The sequence below is a fragment of the Paraburkholderia fungorum genome (genome assembly GCF_046027215.1).
Taxonomy (GTDB): Bacteria; Pseudomonadota; Gammaproteobacteria; order Burkholderiales; family Burkholderiaceae; genus Paraburkholderia; species Paraburkholderia fungorum_D.
Genome location: NZ_JAQQEN010000003.1, coordinates 84534 through 100448 on the forward strand (window position 1 = coordinate 84534; position 15915 = coordinate 100448).

Genomic DNA, 15915 nt, shown 5'->3' on the forward strand with positions numbered 1-15915 from the left:
ATATCAGCCGACTGAGGCCTCTGTGTCTCGTGGTCGTTCTTCTCTCGGACAACGTAAGGTCACCGGCGGCGGGGTTCTCCAACGACTGCCGATTTTTCGGCCGGCTTCTGACGCTCGCTATCCATGGCCGCGGTGATCTCCGCACCGAGCAGGAAAACCGCTGCGGAGAAATAAAGCCACATCATCAGCACGGCAAGCGAGCCGGCCGCGCCAAACGAGTTTGCCGTGCCGGCGTGCGCGAGATAAAGTCCGAAAAGTCGCCGCCCCACCGTGAAGAGGACGGAGGAAACAATTGCGCCTGTCATTGCATGGCGAAACGGGACATGGGCGTCCGGCAGCCAGCGCAACATCGCAGTAAAGGCAGCGGACAACACAACGACGCCGAAGACGGTTTGTGCGACCTGAGCGGCAATCACCAATGGCGAGTCGCCAAACACCTGATGCCCGATATAGGTGATCGCCGTGTCGAGGACTAGCGAAACGACCAGCAGAAATCCCACTCCGAGGACCAGCCCGAATGAGATAAGCCGCGCACGCACCAGCAGGGCAAAGCCGGCTACCCCTGCCCTCGGCTTTGCCGCGAAGACCACGTCGAGGGCGGTGTTTAGCGAGCTAAATGTCGCAAACGCGCCGATCGCCAGCAGCAGCGTCGAAAGCACCGCTGCCAGGCCGCCTCCGCTTGCACGGTGCGCGTTGCCGATCACGGCTTGCATCGCGCCTGCGGCGTCGTTGCCCAGGATGTCGTGCACCTGCGCGAAAAGTTTGCCACGGGCTGCCGTCTCACCGAAAAACCAGCCGGCGACGGTGAGGACGATCAGCAACGTAGGTGCCAATGAAAATGCTGAATAAAACCCGATGCTGGCGGATAGCGTTGTGCATCGGTCCGCAAAAAACTGCCTGACCGCCCTGGTCACTACACCTGCCAGGTTGGCAATGGGGCCTCGCTGGGCCGCCTGGATCCGGTTCGACTCATTCACAATCGGTCTCCCAACGTCCACACACGTCGACAGGCAATCACGGCCCGACATCTGACGCACAGGGACGCATGGGGCGATGACACAACCCCGGGCTCGGGAGGAAGCTGGGCCATAAGCCGCCGCAGCGCCACGTTGTCAAGGCTTCAATACCACCTTGATGCAACCGTCTTCCTTGTCGCGGAACACCTTGCACATATCAGGGCCCTTTTCGAGAGGCACGGTGTGGGTGATTACAAATGACGGATCGATCTGACCTTCCACGATGCGTTGGAGCAGGTCGTCGGTCCAGCGATTGACGTGGGTTTGGCCCATTCTAAAAGTAAGTCCCTTGTTCATCGCCGCGCCGAACGGGATCTTGTCGATCAGGCCGCCATAGACGCCGGGAATCGACAGCGTTCCCGCCGGCCTGCAGACGTAAATCATTTCGCGCAACACATGCGGCCGGTCGGTTTCAAGCATCACAGCCTGCTTCACCCGATCGTACATCGCGTCGATTGAGCGAGTCGCGTGAGACTCCATTCCGACCGCGTCTATGCACTTTTCCGGTCCCTTGCCTTGGGTCAGTTCATTCAGCCGCTCGACGACACTCTCGTCCTCGAAGTTGATCGTGATCGCACCTGCCCCACCTGCCATCGCTAGCCGCTCCGGCACACGGTCAATCACCACGACCTGTTTTGCGCCAAGCAAATTGGCACTGCGGATAGCAAACTGGCCCACTGGCCCGGCGCCCCAGATCGCGACCGTGTCCGTTGGCTGGATATCGCATTGCACCGCAGCCTGCCATCCGGTCGGGAAGATGTCCCCGAGGAACAGGACCTGTTCGTCCGTCAGATGCGAGTAGCCGAACAAGCCTGCCGTAGAGTGGCCGAACACCTTGTCAGCCTTCTCCTTGTTGCGGTTCGATCGCTCACACACCGAGAAAAATCCGCGCTTGCACTGGTCGCATTCACCGCATGCAATGGTGAACGGCACCACCACCCGGTCCCCGACTTTCAGCTTTCTGTTATCAGCTCCGACTTCGACAACCTCGCCCATGAACTCGTGGCCCATCACGTCGCCCGACTCCATGGTCGGCATGAAGCCGTCAAACAGATGGAGGTCGGAGCCGCAGATCGCGCAACTGGAGACTTTAATTACCGCGTCGCGCGGATGCTCGATCGTCGGATCCGTGACGGTGTCGTACCGGATGTCTTTCTTGCCATGCCAGCATAGGGCTTTCATCTCTCGCTCCGTCGTCAGGGAGGGCCAAGGCTTCGTATAACATGCCTTGCATGTCGTCGCGTGCGCACCGGCGCATCGGTGTCGGCACTGCGAGTGCGCAAACACCGTGCCGCACACCGGGGAGGACTTCAACAAGCGTCCCGGACCTGGGCCGGACTAGTTTCGGATGGCGGAAGATGCTGATACCGGTAGGCCTTAAATCTCGCCGGTCTTCACCTTTCCCCTCTGCCAGAGTCGGGGGCCGCGGCTCCAGGGAGCGATTCCCTTAGTACTCCGCGACGGCTGAAGGGCGGTATGCGTTGCAAGTGCGCGAGCTTTCAACCGCGGAGTTATCGTCGGGCCGCCGTGGCATGCTGGTTGCGCGGAGTCCGGTACGCCGCGCTTGCTGGATGCTGCGGGGCCCCGACCGACTCAAGGAGGAACTATGGCTACCAAGACCCTGAAGGATCTGTTCATTCATTCGCTATCTGACATTTATAGTGCCGAAAAGCAGATGACGAAGTCACTTCCCAAGATGGCGCGGGCGGCGACCGGTCTTGACCTCCGGTCGGCATTCGAGACGCACCTGGAAGAAACGCAAGGCCAGATTGAAAGAATTGACCAGGTCGTCGAAGCCAGCGGAATCAAACTCAAGCGCATCAAGTGCGTTGCCATGGAGGGTCTGGTCGAAGAAGGCCAGGAGCAGATAGACGAAATCGAGAAAGGCCCGGTTCTCGACACGGCCCTCATCGCAGCAGCGCAGAAAGTGGAGCACTACGAAATTGCATCGTACGGCTCGTTGATAGCGCTGGCCAAACAGCTCGGTGAAACGGTTGCTGTCAAGCTGCTGGCTGAAACGCTGAAGGAAGAAAAGGCTACCGATGACAAGCTTTCTCTGCTCGCTGAGGAAAAGGTGGCGGCAGAGGCCTTGGGCAAGTAGGCCGACTCGTCGCCCGGCGGCGGCCAGCGCCGCCTTTGTCATAGTGCACCTGATTCGTATCTGCCACGAAATCTGTTGATTGCACTGCGACGCAGTCGGTGCCGACGGTGCAATCAACAGTCTCAAAACCGATATCTTGTTGGCCGCCAGCGGGGCGGCCCTTGGAGAAGGGAATGGACCCGGTCTCGCATGGAATCATTTTCTGGCTAATTATTGGCGGCATCGCCGGCGCTTTGGCTGGTCGCATTGTCGATGGTGGCGGCTTCGGAATTCTTGTCGATATCCTCGTGGGGATTGTTGGCGCATTCATCGGAGGATGGCTCGGTGGAGTTCCCGGATTGCACCTAGGCAGCGGCATCATCGGGTCGCTGATTACAGCTCTGATCGGTGCCGTCATCCTGCTCGCTATCCTGCGCCTATTCAGCGGCGGTAGCGCGCGTTCACTCTGACGCCGGTACATGATCGACCCGTAGCAAGGCCCTGACCACTTGACGGTTTTTCTGGAGATTGAAATGGATATGCCAGTTACCGAGGACCAGATTCGTACGCTCGCGTTCTATCTTTGGGAGAAGGATGGAAGTCCGGACGGGCGTTCCGAAGAATATTGGGAGAAGGCGCGACAGCAGCTAGGCGCGGACAGTTTGACGGCGGAGCCGAACTCAGACGGCAGCACGACTTGAGTAGTAAATTTCCTGTCAATGGCTCAGCGCGAGTGTTCGGCGGCCCAGTTCCGCTGACGCTCGCCTACCGGAGCTGGAACGCCCAAGCGTATATGAGCAGGCAGCCTATCTGTTCTCAATTGCCCTGATAATCTAATCGACAGAAACCGGCGTGGTCAGATGCAAATCAAAGCCTGCATTTCGACCCTTGAACATCGTCCTCTTGACCAAAGCCGCTCAACGCAACCGTCCTCATTCGACCTAGCGCGGAATTTCCACGAAGGATTCCCGCAAGCTCGCGCCCGCTCATTTCCGGCATCTTTTCGTCAATGAGCGCGACGTCCGGCAAGAACGTTTCGACTATTCTTAGTGCCTCGGTACCGCCAACAGCAACGCGCACCTCGTATCCTTCCAGCTCAAGTAGCAATGACATCGCCTCGACGGCATCAAGCGCGTCATCGACAAGCAAAACCTTCTTGCGAACAGCCATGGCAATGAACCCAACAAGTCCGAATTTGCTCATCGTCGCACGCCTGACAGGAAACGCGGACGGAAAGAGCCTTAGCTTCTGGTTGCCATTCCTCGGTTTGCTCGGACCCAGCACATGCGATGAAGTGCCGACGCTCTCTTGATCCGAGAGTTCATCGCTCTTCAGTGCACCGTTTCGCCGTTCGCCGACGACAACCAAGCGGCGAACGGGGCGTACTGCTGCAGCACAGAACCGGTGCCGCTCGTTCACAATTTGTGCGACGCAACGGCGTTAAACGTTGACGGAACCGCGCAACTCTGTCGCCAGCATCTGACGAGTAATGCGGCTTTAATTTGCACGCAGTTGATTGCCGTGCCGTTCGCCGCCTAAGCGCTCCGCCCAGAATCCGCGTGCCGCGGTTGCTACAAGGGCATATCCGGTTATGGATAGGTGGCGGCCTGTCCACACGTCCACGGTGAAACGGTCGGCCCAAGCCCAAGCTCAGCGCGGATTCACCTGTCGTCGCCGGGCATCGAGATCGGCGTTGACGGACTTGCGTCTAGAAACTTCAGCCTTCGCGTCACGGTATGGTTGTTGCGCCCGGGTGATTAACTGCTCCGGACGTTCTCAATGCCGACCATCCTTCTAGTAGATAACGAACCAGACATTCTGGCCGCTTTGAGCATGGCTTTGGAATGGCGCGGATATCGGGTCCTCTTGTCGGGAGACGGCAAGGCCGCGCTGGAACAGGCTGGAAGAAGCGTCCCGGACCTTATTGTCACGGATTGCAGCATGCCGGAGATGGACGGCGTCGATTTGTGCCGGCAGCTCAAGTTATATCCAGCCCTTGCGGCAATACCGGTAATCATGGTTTCGGCGCAGACGCAGCCTCACCAGAAGCCAGCCCTCTGGAGTGCGTTCTTTCTCAAACCCATAGACCTTGAAGCGTTTGAGTCCACTGTGGGATTGTTGCTGTTATCGCGACCTTTGCGTGAAACGCTTCGCCCAATGTGTTCCGACCGGGCAGTGTCGCGGTGGCAGCCGGTATCTTCGGCATTTATATCCTGAGGTCCGCCGAGGTCTGCGGAAGGCAGCGGTGAGCTATTAGACGACGCCGCTCACCCAATGCTCCGCACGTTCAGCTCGCAGCGATTCCGGCCGCAGTCAAACCAATCCACCCAGCTTGCCACCAGTTCGATTCGCCAGGATGTATTGCAGCCTTTCAAGCGAGAGCGGCTTGGTCAAGTGGTAGTCAAAGCCTGCAGCGAGGGCCCTTGATTTGTCGGACTCGACTGCGTAGCCGGTCAGTGCCACTAGCACGACGTGATCCAGGTGCCGGTCAGAGCGAACAGCGCGTGCAACGTCGAAGCCGTCTACGTCCGGCATCCCGACATCAATAATTGCCACCTCCGGTCGCGCTTCCGTCATAAGACGGATGGCGTCGCGCCCACTGCTTGCGGTGGTCACACTGTGACCTTCGAGCTCGAGCAAGATGCCCAGGGACATCAAAGCGTCCTGATTGTCATCGACCAGAAGAAGGCGTACCGGGCCGAGTGCCAAAGTCTCGGCAGTCTGTTCAGGTCGGGCAGGCACCGGTGCCGTCCGGAGGATTGATAAACGCAGCGTTACAACGGTGCCGGTGCCTGCTCCTTCACTCTGAAGAGATATGGTGTAGCCAGCGCGTGCGCGAGTTCGCGCAGCGCCCTCGCTTCGGCTTGGTAGTCCGGCGCGCGTGCATTTCTTGTGGACAGCTCGGCGGTGATAAGCGACTCGGTGGTCGTCACGGATACCGCCCTCCAGGCCCGGGAATCGTCATAAGCGCTCAAAAATATGGCGGAGAACCGCACAATTACACCGAATATGTCAGGCCGCGAATTGGGCAAAGACGGGCTTCACCAGGGTAAGCGCGAGGCACACTGGCCTCTTCACATCGGAAACCTGAATCGTTGGCATCTTGGACACGTAGACGCATACGGCGCGGCCGCCGGTGCCGTGTCGGAAACGGCAGAGCGCCGCCGGTGCGGCGAACAGCCGTGGCAGTCGACTGTCGACGCGGTTGCTAGCGCCCTAATCGGACGGGGCAATCTGTCGGTCGCATTCGGTCTGGCCTCGGTCGGCGGCCTGCGGTTCTTCCTCGTCCGGGGGGGTGTCGCCTGGCGAAGGCTCTGCGGGCGTTTCTTCATCAGGGATGTCCTCGTCCGGCTCGGTACCGGGAACATCGCTTTCCGCCTCACTCAGTTCAGTCACTTCGTCGTCGGACCCAATCCGCATTACCCCTCCCGTCGACGGCGGGTCGCTTGCGGGAAAAGTGTCGTCGACGCTCGCTTCCGATTTGTCGTCGGGAGCGCGTTGCTCTGTCGGTTGGTCTGCCATGGTGAGCTCCTTAAGGGTGAGTCCAAGACTGCAGCAAGCTACGTACCGCGCAGCGTGCGCGCCGGTGTGCTCCGCGGTCCTCGACCGCCGCGCGGGCAGCGAGACGATAAAACGTTCGCCAGAGACTTTGAAGCCGTATTTTTCCAAACTACGTCAACGCGCCTCGTGAACGTAGACGGCGCCGGCAACCGCAGGATAGGGGCAGCGCGGTCAGGCGTCGGTGAGCCGGCGTCGCTGTTCGGGATAGCGTGCCGCTTGCTTGTCTTCGGCCGCTTTGCGGTCGACACCGCGGCTCGGTTCCTTTGGATGGTTGGCCATCAATGCTCCCAGGAAAGGCCGTAACTCGTGCGCAACTGCGCGGGAGTGCGGCGGCTACCTCGGTTGACGACACGCCGAACGGGGCGACCAGTTCGCACCTCGTTCGCCCGGCAGACGGCTGCACCCGCGTTCCAGTTTTATGTCTATGATTGTTAGGTCTGGCTGATTTTTCAGGAATAGCGGATATGCGTGAACCCATAACAGGTTGGGCCCTCCTAACTGTCGTCGCTGTTGCATTCTCGGTCGGCCTGCTTGCATTTCAGACAGTTGCTGCTCAAGACCTTGGTCCTCGCACAGCACGACACGCAGTCGGTAAGAAAGCGCTTCGACATATCCAGGCACGCATCGCTGGGATAGACCCGGCGTACAACAGCGTGACCTTGCGCGACGCGGGCGGCGAAATGCTCGTGTTTGCACTGAGCGCAGACATCGCGGACGTTGAAAAGTTACAAGTCGGAGACACGGTCAGTATTACGTATAGAAATGCAATTCTGACGCATCTGGACAAGATAGCATCGAGCGGTATCCGCGAGCAAATCGAAACCGAAGTCATGCAGCCAGCGTCGAATGGGGAAGTCAGTTCGACCCGAAGCGTGGAGTTCGTGGCGACGGTGCTGAAAATCGACCGCAAGAATCGAGAGGTCACGTTGCGCGGCCCGACTCAAACGCAGGAGCTCGATGCTGCCCCGACGGTATCGCTCTACGGCCTGAAAGTCGGCGATACCGTGCGCGCAGAATTTCTCACCGCTGTTGCCGCTTCGGTTGTCCGGGTCGGGACTGCTCCCCAGTAAGCAGTGCCGCAAGACAACTGTCTCTTTGGCAGAGAGTTCGGACGATTCGCGCGGATTGAAGGGACTGCGTCGGAACCCGTGCTATGTATCTCGGGCCAGGGCACGATTGAATAGCGGCCGTTTCGCCGCGTTCTGTCGAATACGTAGCGAGGATGAACATGGATATGCAGATGACGGAAGAAGAGCTTCGTCCGCTCGCCTACCAATTGTGGGAGAGGGCTGGATGCCCCGATGGTCGCGCGGCTGAATTTTGGGAACAGGCCCGGCTGCAACTCGGCTCAAGCGGCAGCCCTACGCCGGGAGACAGAATGAACGACTCCGATGAGTTTGTCGACGCTCCGGAAGTGGTGCCGAGCGAAAGGACATCCACAGTCAGTCCCGGTCGAGCTTGAGACGAGGCAAACATGGCCGACTGCGGCTTGGGAAACGCGGTGTTCCTTCGATATGACATTATGAATTCTGGTGTTTAACCTCGACACATAAATAAAGCGGTCTCATTGGCAACCTGAAGCCAACCGTGTACAGCCGCGACCCGCCGGAGGACGAACCATCAGCAAAGCCACCGAAGCCGCTTTAGACGTTTGAGTCGAACAGTCAGCTCACCAAATTTTGGCGCCCGAGCTAGCCTCGCTCGGCAGCCCTCTGTCCTTCGAGCAAGACCCATCCATTCGCACTGCCGGTCGAGACACACCGGGCATACCCGTTGCGCAATGAAGTTATCCTGCGCCGCGACATCGCGTCTGGTTGCCAGCGAGGCTCATTGAATCACAAGGGAGACAGTCATGAAAGCGATAAGGAAAGCCGCCGTTTGTTCTGCGGTACTACTCGCATTCTCTACTACCGCGTTTGCACAAGGCGCGGGAGGTGGCGGAGGTGGAGCGGCCGGTGGCGGTGGCGGCGGAAGCGGCGGCGGACAAGGGGGCGCTGGTATGAGTACGCCCAATGCCGGCGGGACGACTGGCACGACTTCCAGCTCAAAGGGCTCAAATACGACAAAGGCGCCGACGCGCATGCCGCAGAATGACCCGCACGCTAAAGGCGCATCAGACACGGCTGCTTCGGGCGCCCAATGATCTCGGCTTCGGTTACTGAGAAAGGGGCCGAAGCTCGATTGCCGATCGATGCCACATGTTGGATCGACTGAGACCGATGCGCGAATGTGAACATTTGCCGCCGCGTCAAGGTAAGCCGCACCGGCCGCCGGAGTTCGAGCGCAGCCATCAACGCAAGCGGGAGATGATAATGCGGCCGTAACCCCGAGCCGAATGCGCCGCCGACAAAAGGCGCGATCACTTGCACCTCATCGTCCTTCAGGCCGAACAAATTGGTCAGGTGTGCATCCGAGTATTTCCATGGGATTGTGATATTAGGCGGTCGTGCTGTAGAACGCGTCGACCTGCACCGCAGCGCTCGCCGATACCGCGTACCCGTTGCCGCGCTTGACGCAGACGAGCGGCCGGCGGAGCTACGTCAGTCACGTGGGTATTTTCCCCAAGCGCCGTCGTCGCGGTATGGCGGTTGCGCGGGATTGGGTGCATCCCCGCGTTATCTCGTGAGGGGCATTTGTCTTGTACGCACCTTTTCAGCGGTGCCGCTGGAGCGTCAGCGGTCCGAAGCACACCTGCACACCGAAGGCGCAGCCCGCACGCAAAGCCTGCCGTACCTCGAAAAACTGCGGCTGCTGCACTGCGCTACCACCGCGCTCTTCTCCGCGGGACTCTTCCGGGCTGGACACTGTGGCCGTAGAACCAGGAACATGCGACGACCGGTGAGGTAGTGCTCAGCGGCTCGCCTGGTTTTGCAATCCTCCACGGCACCCGGGATCTGGCGGTAGCGCCTGTCGACCTCACGCAGCATATTGCGCGACAAGGCGAGGCGAGGCGACGCAGACGCTACTTATCCCGCATGAGATGGCAGCGCGGGGCAATACGCAGCCCCTGCAGATAGAACGGGCGTCCGTGGACTTCGACAAAGTGTGCTTCGCCTAATCCGGCCGCCGGTCAGTGCTCAGCGACTTTAACCTGCACGTTCGCGCTGGCGAGCGGGTGGGGATTGCGTCCTCACACGCTTGGCGAACATCGCTTTCCGTCGCGTCTGGGACACCGTTTGCGAATGCTATCCAGCAGGGATCAGTGAAACAGGGACGCGTCGTTGGCAGCCCGATAACTTTGCGCCACGGTCGCCAGCAATGGTGTCGAGTCCCACGGGTAAGGCGGCGAGGAAGTCCATAGCCGTCCATCCCGTCACCCAAGCCGTGCGCGGAAATCATCCCGCCTTAAGCGTATCAAAGCCGCAGCAGTTCATCTTTCATCCACTCGTGGACGGCTCGACTCAGTTCCTGCTGCGACAGGTCCCGAGGGGACAATGCCGGGCCGACAACCACACGAATTTGTCCACGGCCGCTGGGCCAGCCTTTCGCCGGCCAGACTTTGCCCGCGTTGAGAACCACAGGAACAGCAGGCACGCCAGCCGCGCAAGCCAATCGAACGCCTCCCGATGTCATCCTCAACGGGGCATCGTGTGGCACCCGGGTCCCCTCCGGGAAGATGACGACAACATCCCCCTTTGCCAGCCTCTTAGCGCTTTCCTGCGTCACAGCCTGATGAGCCTGCCGAGCGGAGCCGCGGTTCAGACTAACCATATCGAGGCCACGCAGCACCCATCCAAAAAAGGGAACGCGAAGAAGCTCTTCCTTGAAAACAAAGCTGATGCGCCGTGGAAAAAGTGCAAGAAACGCGAGTGTCTCCCAGGTCGATTCGTGACGGCACAGTAGTATCGCTGGCCCTTCAGGAATATGTTCAACCCCTTCTATCGAACATGAGACTCCCGGCAGCCAGCGCATTGCGGCCACCAGCGCACGACACCATTGTTTTGCCAACCAGTACCGCCCTGCCCTGCCGACGAAAGGAAACAGTGGCAGTATGCCCATTGAATACAGCGTCCCACTACCGAGAACGTAGACGATGAACAGCCATTTAATGAAAGTCGAGCGCATCGGGACCTGATTCAGATTGGTTTGCGGCGGAGCATTTTCACCGTCGACAGATGAGACTATGCCGTAAGCGATGCGTTCGTTCCCCAGACCGAATTCTGGCAACGCCGCACCTGAAACGTGCCGCGCAAAGCAGACTATCAGTTCCGGGACGTCCAAATCCGCAACGCTTATGTCCCCCAACGCCATGGGCGGCCCCCACGCTGCTTCAAGCACACTGGGAGCCCAGCATGCGCTGCAAATTACATCAAGCATAGGAACCCCGCGCCAAGCTTCATAGCTTTCGCCAGACAAAGCGAGTCTCCATCGGCCTGCTGCGGGCACGACGAGGCGCGGTTGGTTTAACGGGAAAAAGGGCGCGACGCCAGCATCTGCAGCTGCTGGCGCTGCAAAGTTGGCAAGCGCGTCGGTCTTCGATCTCTCTGGCGTCCGATCGACCGGCATGCGGGAGTGGTTGAGAAACATCTGCGCATCGGGAAACTCCCGCACCAGAGACAAGACCTCTTCCATCTGCGGGTAGTACAGCCACAGGTCGAACGACAGGTCGTGGCGCTTGGGCAGCGCAGCGCCTCGAAAGCGGTGCGCCAGCCGCTGTCGCAGGAGGCTCCGAGGATCCGGTTAGCGGGCGCCCTAAGACACGCGGAGCTTCACTTCCCGCCCCCGGTCAACGCCACTGATGTTAACCCAGTTGTCGCCAGTCGGCGGGTGACTCCGCGCAAGGCGTCGCCGAATATAGATCGCGTACACGCCTGTAAATGCTGCGGTGCGCCTATAAGCAAATCAAAACAGAAACCTGACGCTATGGGGAAAACTGTCGGCGCCGCCATGGCGAACGCTCGCGCAGCTTACGCGCTTGAACTGGCGCGAGGGTGCTCCTACATCAGCTGTTGAAGTTCGTAAATTTCGCTAATAATGTCCGTTGAAGTGCTAATCGTGTCCGTTAATGTTGAAGTTCGTAGATTTTGCTAATGGCATCTTTTGGAACGCGAACGGCGTCCATTGAATCTGCTAACACCGCATCAAGAGTGGGTCATTGCGCTTCTCCGACGACTCTTGCGGCGATTGCGCAATGGCCCATAGCCGAGCAAGGGATGGCGACGAGCTTCACTGAATTGCAGAAAGTGCCACAATTTAGGCCACAATCTGAGAACGGAACGGAGCTGCCGACGAAGTACATGGCCACATATACCTCGAGTCCCGGCCAATGTCTTCGTCGTCCAGGAGCCGTTGCCGAGCGGATGCATTAGCAGATTCAAAGGACAGACAAACACGTTAGCAAAATAAACGGACATCCTAGCGTCCATGCGTTGCCGAAACGCAACGCGTAAAAAAACGCGCAAAAGCGCTGTCATGCCTTTATCCGTGGGCTAGGCCGAAACCTTACATTAGCGCAATCTACGGACGCAATTAGCAGTTACTACGGACTGCAACACAAGCTGACGACGCGGCTTTGCGTTGATGATTTCTGGTCTACCATCATCGTATAATTTTACATAAAAATTATCAACAAAAGCACAATCGTTCGCTTTACTGCTCTTGTCAGTTACGTGTCGACGCGACAGCCTTCGTCAGCCAACGGTCGGTTACCGGGCCACGAAATCGTTGACGGTCAGCCACAGCGGCTCGTCGGGCCGCGCAAGTAACCTTCTTTGTGCGACCGCGACGATGCGGTTGCGGCCGTTTTCAAATGTTTCGAGCGTGCGCGTCGTGTCGGCGCTACGCGGGAGCCAGAAATGCTCTTCGAGTGCGTCACGAGCAATTGCGCCTTCGACCTCGCGGCCGCGGATCGATAGCGTGAAAACCACAGCGCGTCCGTCCGGCGAGACAGCGGGCGCGCGATCAAGAACTTCCATGACGTACCTCGACAATATCATTCGCGGTCTTTGTATTTGTACTGCGTCGCTCAGCGACAAATCTACCAGAAGTTGAAAGCAGCGCAATCGTCAATGATGCAACGGCTCAGCCTCACCAGTTATCCGTTCTCGATAACCGGCAGGCGACGTCCGTGCTCGTTATTTTTCAGGCGGCCGTTGTTGCAGACAGGTTTGAGTTTTGTGGTGCATGTCGTTCGGATAGACGATTAGTTGCTTATTAGATATCAACACGCCTCGTTATGGTGAGCTTTTCCGGGAGCGCGCGCGTGCCACCATCTGACGAGTGGTCAGGCGCTACAGTGTGAAAACACCAATAACGATGATTTACCAGCGAGAACGCAATAGCCGTTTCTGAAGAAGCGTTTGTAAATCACGGCGCGTATCGGTGACGACGTGAATGTAAATCGTGTCGTCGCGCACCTCATATATGACCCGATTCTGGCCACTCAACGCTTCCCGGAAATTCAGACCGCCGAAATCTGAAAGCTCCGGCGGGACATAACCGCTCTGCGGGGCCAATGTTCGTCGGTCGCCATGAATGCGCCGCCCTATTCCGCTTTGCTGTAGGTCGGCGCCCCCACGTGTTCAAGTGACCGACAGGCAAGCGGATGCAAGCGGCCGCGGACAATTTGAACTAAAACGTTCACGAAAAGTGCTCACTTTAATTATGTCAAAGCACTCAAGGCTGCTCTTGGCGTGGGGTCAACCCTACCGAAAAGATCGCGCCATCTCGATACCAATACCCCTACGCGCGACACAATCACCGGCATGCACTCGTCAGCGACAGCGGATCGAAATCTTTCCCTCGGGTGCCGAAGCACTTGACATCCGAATCGAGACCCCCCCGTTCAGTGGCCGTGGACCGTGGACGGAGACCACGGTGCTGCGGGACGCAGCGCGCAAACGCGCCGCGAATAAGGCCAGCGCTCCTGTCAAACTCGGGCCCGCGGCGGCACGCCATCGAAAGCGTCCTGCAACAGCGCACGAATCGACGTGTAATCGATAGCACGTGGATTCCAGTAGGGATTTGCTGTAGCAAGCTCCGCCATCTGATCGAGCTGATCCGCCTGCATGCCGATGTCTCTGAGCGCGACCGGCGAGCCGTTCGTGCGGGCGAGTTCGTACACACCGGTCCCGGCATCCGCATGGCCGAGTGCTTTCGCGATCCGCTGCATCGCCTCCGGCACCGCGCCGGCGTTATAGGCCAGCACATGCGGCAGCACGATCGTATGAGTCTGCGCGTGCGGCAGATTGAGACTGCCGCCTAACGTGTGACACAGCTTGTGGTGCAAGGCCATGCCGACATTGCCCAGCACCGTACCGCACAGCCATGCTCCATACAAGGCACGCGACCTCGCCTGCAAGTCCTGCGGATCGGCGACGATGGCCGGCAAGGCCTGCGCGAGCGCCGCGATACCCTCTTCCGCCATCAGGCTGATGATCGGATTGGCGTCGCGCGAATACAGTCCTTCAGCGGCATGTGCAAGCGCGTTGATCCCGCTCGTCAGCGACAATTCCGCGGGAAGCGAAAGCGTCAGTTCCGGATCGTAGATCACGGTCTTCGGCAGCACGCGAAGATCGGTTCCCGTCCGCTTCAGGCCGCCTTCGGTCAAGCCGAAGATCGGCGTCATCTCGCTGCCGGCATAGGTAGTCGGAATCGCGAGTATCGGCAGTCCCGATTCCAGCGCAATGGCCTTGCCGAGGCCAATGGTCGAACCGCCGCCTACGGCGATCGCGCAATCGGCTTTGAGTGAGGCCGCCAGCTCGCGGGCTTCGATCGCCAGTTCGAGCGGCACATGCATGACCGCCCGATCGAAGATGGCCGCCGCACGCGAGCCCAGCCGCTGCGCCAACGCTTCAGCAACCTCGCGTTGCCCCGGCGTGCACAGGATCAACGCCCGCTCGGCCCGCTGGTTGAGCACTTCACGTTCGAGATGCTGCAAGCTGCCGGCGCCGAACACCACGCGCGCGGCGCGCGCCGAATAAACGAAGTCAGGCGTTTGCATGACGGTCCTCCGAAGTCCCAGCCGCCGTCCCGGCAACCGCATAGTCGACCTGATAACGCGCCGTGCGGATGTTGCCCAACGCCTGCCGCACCCGAAGATGTTCCGGATGACTGGCGTAAGCGTCCAGCGCCTGCTGCGACTCGAATTCAGTGACGAGCACGACGTCGCACGCGTAGTCCACCGCGCTGGCGTCGATGCCGACCTCGAGATGCCGCATGCCGGGAATACGTCCGCGCAACTGCTCGAAACTCTGCTTGACGAGCCGACGCGACGCCAGCCTCTCGTTGGGCGTGTCGCCGCTCACGCGCCACATGACAATGTGTCTGATCATGCGGCCTCCTCCACCGGGTTCAGAACGAAGTTGTACTCAAGCTTGTAGAACGGCGTCGACATCGACGAACCATCCGGAGCAATGCCTGGCTCGTGCTTTACCCATTCGACGATCAGGCTCGATCGCACCCCGAACACCGCGTCCGAATCCAGGTACTGATCGCCGTCGCGGAATACGTGAGTGATCAGCGTCTCGTAACCGGGTGCCTTGATCCAAAAATGCAAATGAGCCGGTCGCCACGGGTGCCGCCCGAGTCCTTCGAGCATGCGTCCAACCGGACCGTCGTGCGGAATTGGATAAGCCTCTGCAAGAATCGACCGAAAGCAGAAGCCACCGTCCGCCTGTGTGCGCAGTGTGCCGCGCGCACTGTGGACCATTTCACCGACCGTTTCGCTGGTCTTCTGCACGTCGTAGAAGCCGTCTTCGTCCGACTGCCAGACATCGATCGATGCCCCGGCGATGGATTCTCCGTTCACGCCGGTTACCCGACCCTGTACAAAGCAAGGCGCGCCAGCAGCGCCATTCGACAGATCGGCGCCGTTCTCATAGTCGGGGGCGCCCTCCACGAAGAAGGGGCCAAGCACCGTCGCCGCGGTGCACACGGCAGGCTTGCGATTGTTCTGGGTCGTCACCAGCATCGAGAGGCCCAGCGTGTCGGACAGCAACACGAACTCCTGACGTTTGTCGTCGGTAATGTGGCCGACGTCAGTGAGGAACTGGATCGCCTTGAACCATTCGCCTTCGGTCAGCTTCACGTCGCGGGCAAACGCATGGAGATGCTGGACCAGACTCGTCATGACCGTGCGCAGGCGCTCGTCTCGGCATCCGTCCATCGAAGCCAGCACCGCCTGGGTGATCGTGTCTTCGTTGATATTGCGCATTGCGGAGTCTCCGTTCTTTGGGGTGGCCATCCACCTGATAAATGGGGATGTTAGACCTTCGCCGGTTGGAGAAAAACTCGCTATAGTAAGAACATATTTCCACC

18 protein-coding genes are annotated in these 15915 nt (G+C 59.3%); 6 read left to right on the plus strand and 12 right to left on the minus strand.

Annotated features, from left to right (window positions below):
- Positions 1-59: 59 nt before the first annotated feature.
- Both PQR27_RS36180 and PQR27_RS36185 read right to left on the minus strand, forming a co-directional pair.
- Positions 60-977 (minus strand): YihY/virulence factor BrkB family protein, encoded by a 918-nt coding sequence (locus tag PQR27_RS36180; RefSeq protein WP_408528483.1) that lies wholly within the window; start codon positions 975-977, stop codon positions 60-62.
- Positions 978-1112: 135 nt separating this feature from the next.
- Entirely contained in the window at positions 1113-2198 is a 1086-nt protein-coding gene (locus tag PQR27_RS36185) for a zinc-dependent alcohol dehydrogenase (protein ID WP_408528484.1), read from the minus strand.
- 424 nt (positions 2199-2622) lie between these two features.
- On the opposite strand from PQR27_RS36185, the gene PQR27_RS36190 reads away from it, so the two are divergent.
- The 3 genes from PQR27_RS36190 to PQR27_RS36200 all read left to right on the plus strand — a co-directional run bounded on the left by PQR27_RS36190 (position 2623) and on the right by PQR27_RS36200 (position 3797).
- Positions 2623-3117 (plus strand): YciE/YciF ferroxidase family protein, encoded by a 495-nt coding sequence (locus PQR27_RS36190; protein WP_408528485.1) that lies wholly within the window; start codon positions 2623-2625, stop codon positions 3115-3117.
- Between the two features lie 173 nt (positions 3118-3290).
- Positions 3291-3566, plus strand: a complete 276-nt coding sequence (locus tag PQR27_RS36195; protein WP_408528486.1) for a GlsB/YeaQ/YmgE family stress response membrane protein — start codon at positions 3291-3293, stop codon at positions 3564-3566.
- Between the two features lie 63 nt (positions 3567-3629).
- Entirely contained in the window at positions 3630-3797 is a 168-nt protein-coding gene (locus tag PQR27_RS36200) for a DUF2934 domain-containing protein (RefSeq protein ID WP_408528487.1), read from the plus strand.
- A 166-nt stretch (positions 3798-3963) separates the two neighbouring features.
- Here PQR27_RS36200 and PQR27_RS36205 read toward each other — a convergent pair whose 3' ends face one another.
- Positions 3964-4299, minus strand: coding sequence for a response regulator (locus tag PQR27_RS36205; protein WP_408528488.1), 336 nt, complete (start codon positions 4297-4299; stop codon positions 3964-3966).
- A 576-nt stretch (positions 4300-4875) separates the two neighbouring features.
- Here PQR27_RS36205 and PQR27_RS36210 point away from each other — a divergent pair.
- A complete protein-coding gene (locus PQR27_RS36210; protein ID WP_408528489.1) occupies positions 4876-5313 on the plus strand; it encodes a response regulator in 438 nt (145 codons plus the stop codon).
- Between the two features lie 96 nt (positions 5314-5409).
- Here PQR27_RS36210 and PQR27_RS36215 read toward each other — a convergent pair whose 3' ends face one another.
- From PQR27_RS36215 to PQR27_RS36225, 3 genes are all read right to left on the minus strand, one after another.
- A complete protein-coding gene (locus PQR27_RS36215) occupies positions 5410-5838 on the minus strand; it encodes a response regulator (RefSeq protein WP_408528490.1) in 429 nt (142 codons plus the stop codon).
- Between the two features lie 32 nt (positions 5839-5870).
- Positions 5871-6029: a hypothetical protein gene (locus PQR27_RS36220; protein WP_408528491.1), complete on the minus strand. Its 159-nt coding sequence runs from the start codon at positions 6027-6029 to the stop codon at positions 5871-5873.
- Positions 6030-6312: 283 nt separating this feature from the next.
- A complete protein-coding gene (locus tag PQR27_RS36225) occupies positions 6313-6618 on the minus strand; it encodes a hypothetical protein (protein WP_408528492.1) in 306 nt (101 codons plus the stop codon).
- A gap of 503 nt (positions 6619-7121) precedes the next feature.
- Between PQR27_RS36225 and PQR27_RS36230 the strand changes: the two genes are divergently transcribed.
- Positions 7122-7727 carry a hypothetical protein gene (locus PQR27_RS36230; protein WP_408528493.1) on the plus strand — a complete coding sequence of 202 codons (606 nt, stop codon included), beginning with the start codon at positions 7122-7124 and terminating at the stop codon, positions 7725-7727.
- 170 nt (positions 7728-7897) lie between these two features.
- Positions 7898-8119, plus strand: coding sequence for a DUF2934 domain-containing protein (locus PQR27_RS36235; protein ID WP_408528965.1), 222 nt, complete (start codon positions 7898-7900; stop codon positions 8117-8119).
- A gap of 640 nt (positions 8120-8759) precedes the next feature.
- Here the strand turns inward: PQR27_RS36235 and PQR27_RS36240 are convergent.
- From PQR27_RS36240 to PQR27_RS36265, 6 genes are all read right to left on the minus strand, one after another.
- The gene (locus PQR27_RS36240; protein ID WP_408528966.1) at positions 8760-9026 is read right to left on the minus strand and encodes a molybdopterin cofactor-binding domain-containing protein; all 267 of its coding nucleotides are present in this window, start codon (positions 9024-9026) and stop codon (positions 8760-8762) included.
- A gap of 985 nt (positions 9027-10011) precedes the next feature.
- The gene (locus PQR27_RS36245) at positions 10012-10722 is read right to left on the minus strand and encodes a lysophospholipid acyltransferase family protein (protein ID WP_408528967.1); all 711 of its coding nucleotides are present in this window, start codon (positions 10720-10722) and stop codon (positions 10012-10014) included.
- A 1580-nt stretch (positions 10723-12302) separates the two neighbouring features.
- Entirely contained in the window at positions 12303-12572 is a 270-nt protein-coding gene (locus PQR27_RS36250; RefSeq protein ID WP_408528494.1) for a DUF1488 family protein, read from the minus strand.
- A gap of 953 nt (positions 12573-13525) precedes the next feature.
- Entirely contained in the window at positions 13526-14599 is a 1074-nt protein-coding gene (locus PQR27_RS36255; protein WP_408528495.1) for a maleylacetate reductase, read from the minus strand.
- Positions 14586-14930, minus strand: coding sequence for a Dabb family protein (locus PQR27_RS36260; RefSeq protein ID WP_408528496.1), 345 nt, complete (start codon positions 14928-14930; stop codon positions 14586-14588). The genes PQR27_RS36255 and PQR27_RS36260 overlap by 14 nt, the downstream gene beginning before the upstream one ends.
- Complete coding sequence (locus tag PQR27_RS36265; RefSeq protein WP_408528497.1) at positions 14927-15811, minus strand: intradiol ring-cleavage dioxygenase; 885 nt, start codon at positions 15809-15811, stop codon at positions 14927-14929. Before PQR27_RS36265 ends, PQR27_RS36260 begins: the two co-directional genes overlap by 4 nt.
- Positions 15812-15915 lie beyond the last annotated feature (104 nt).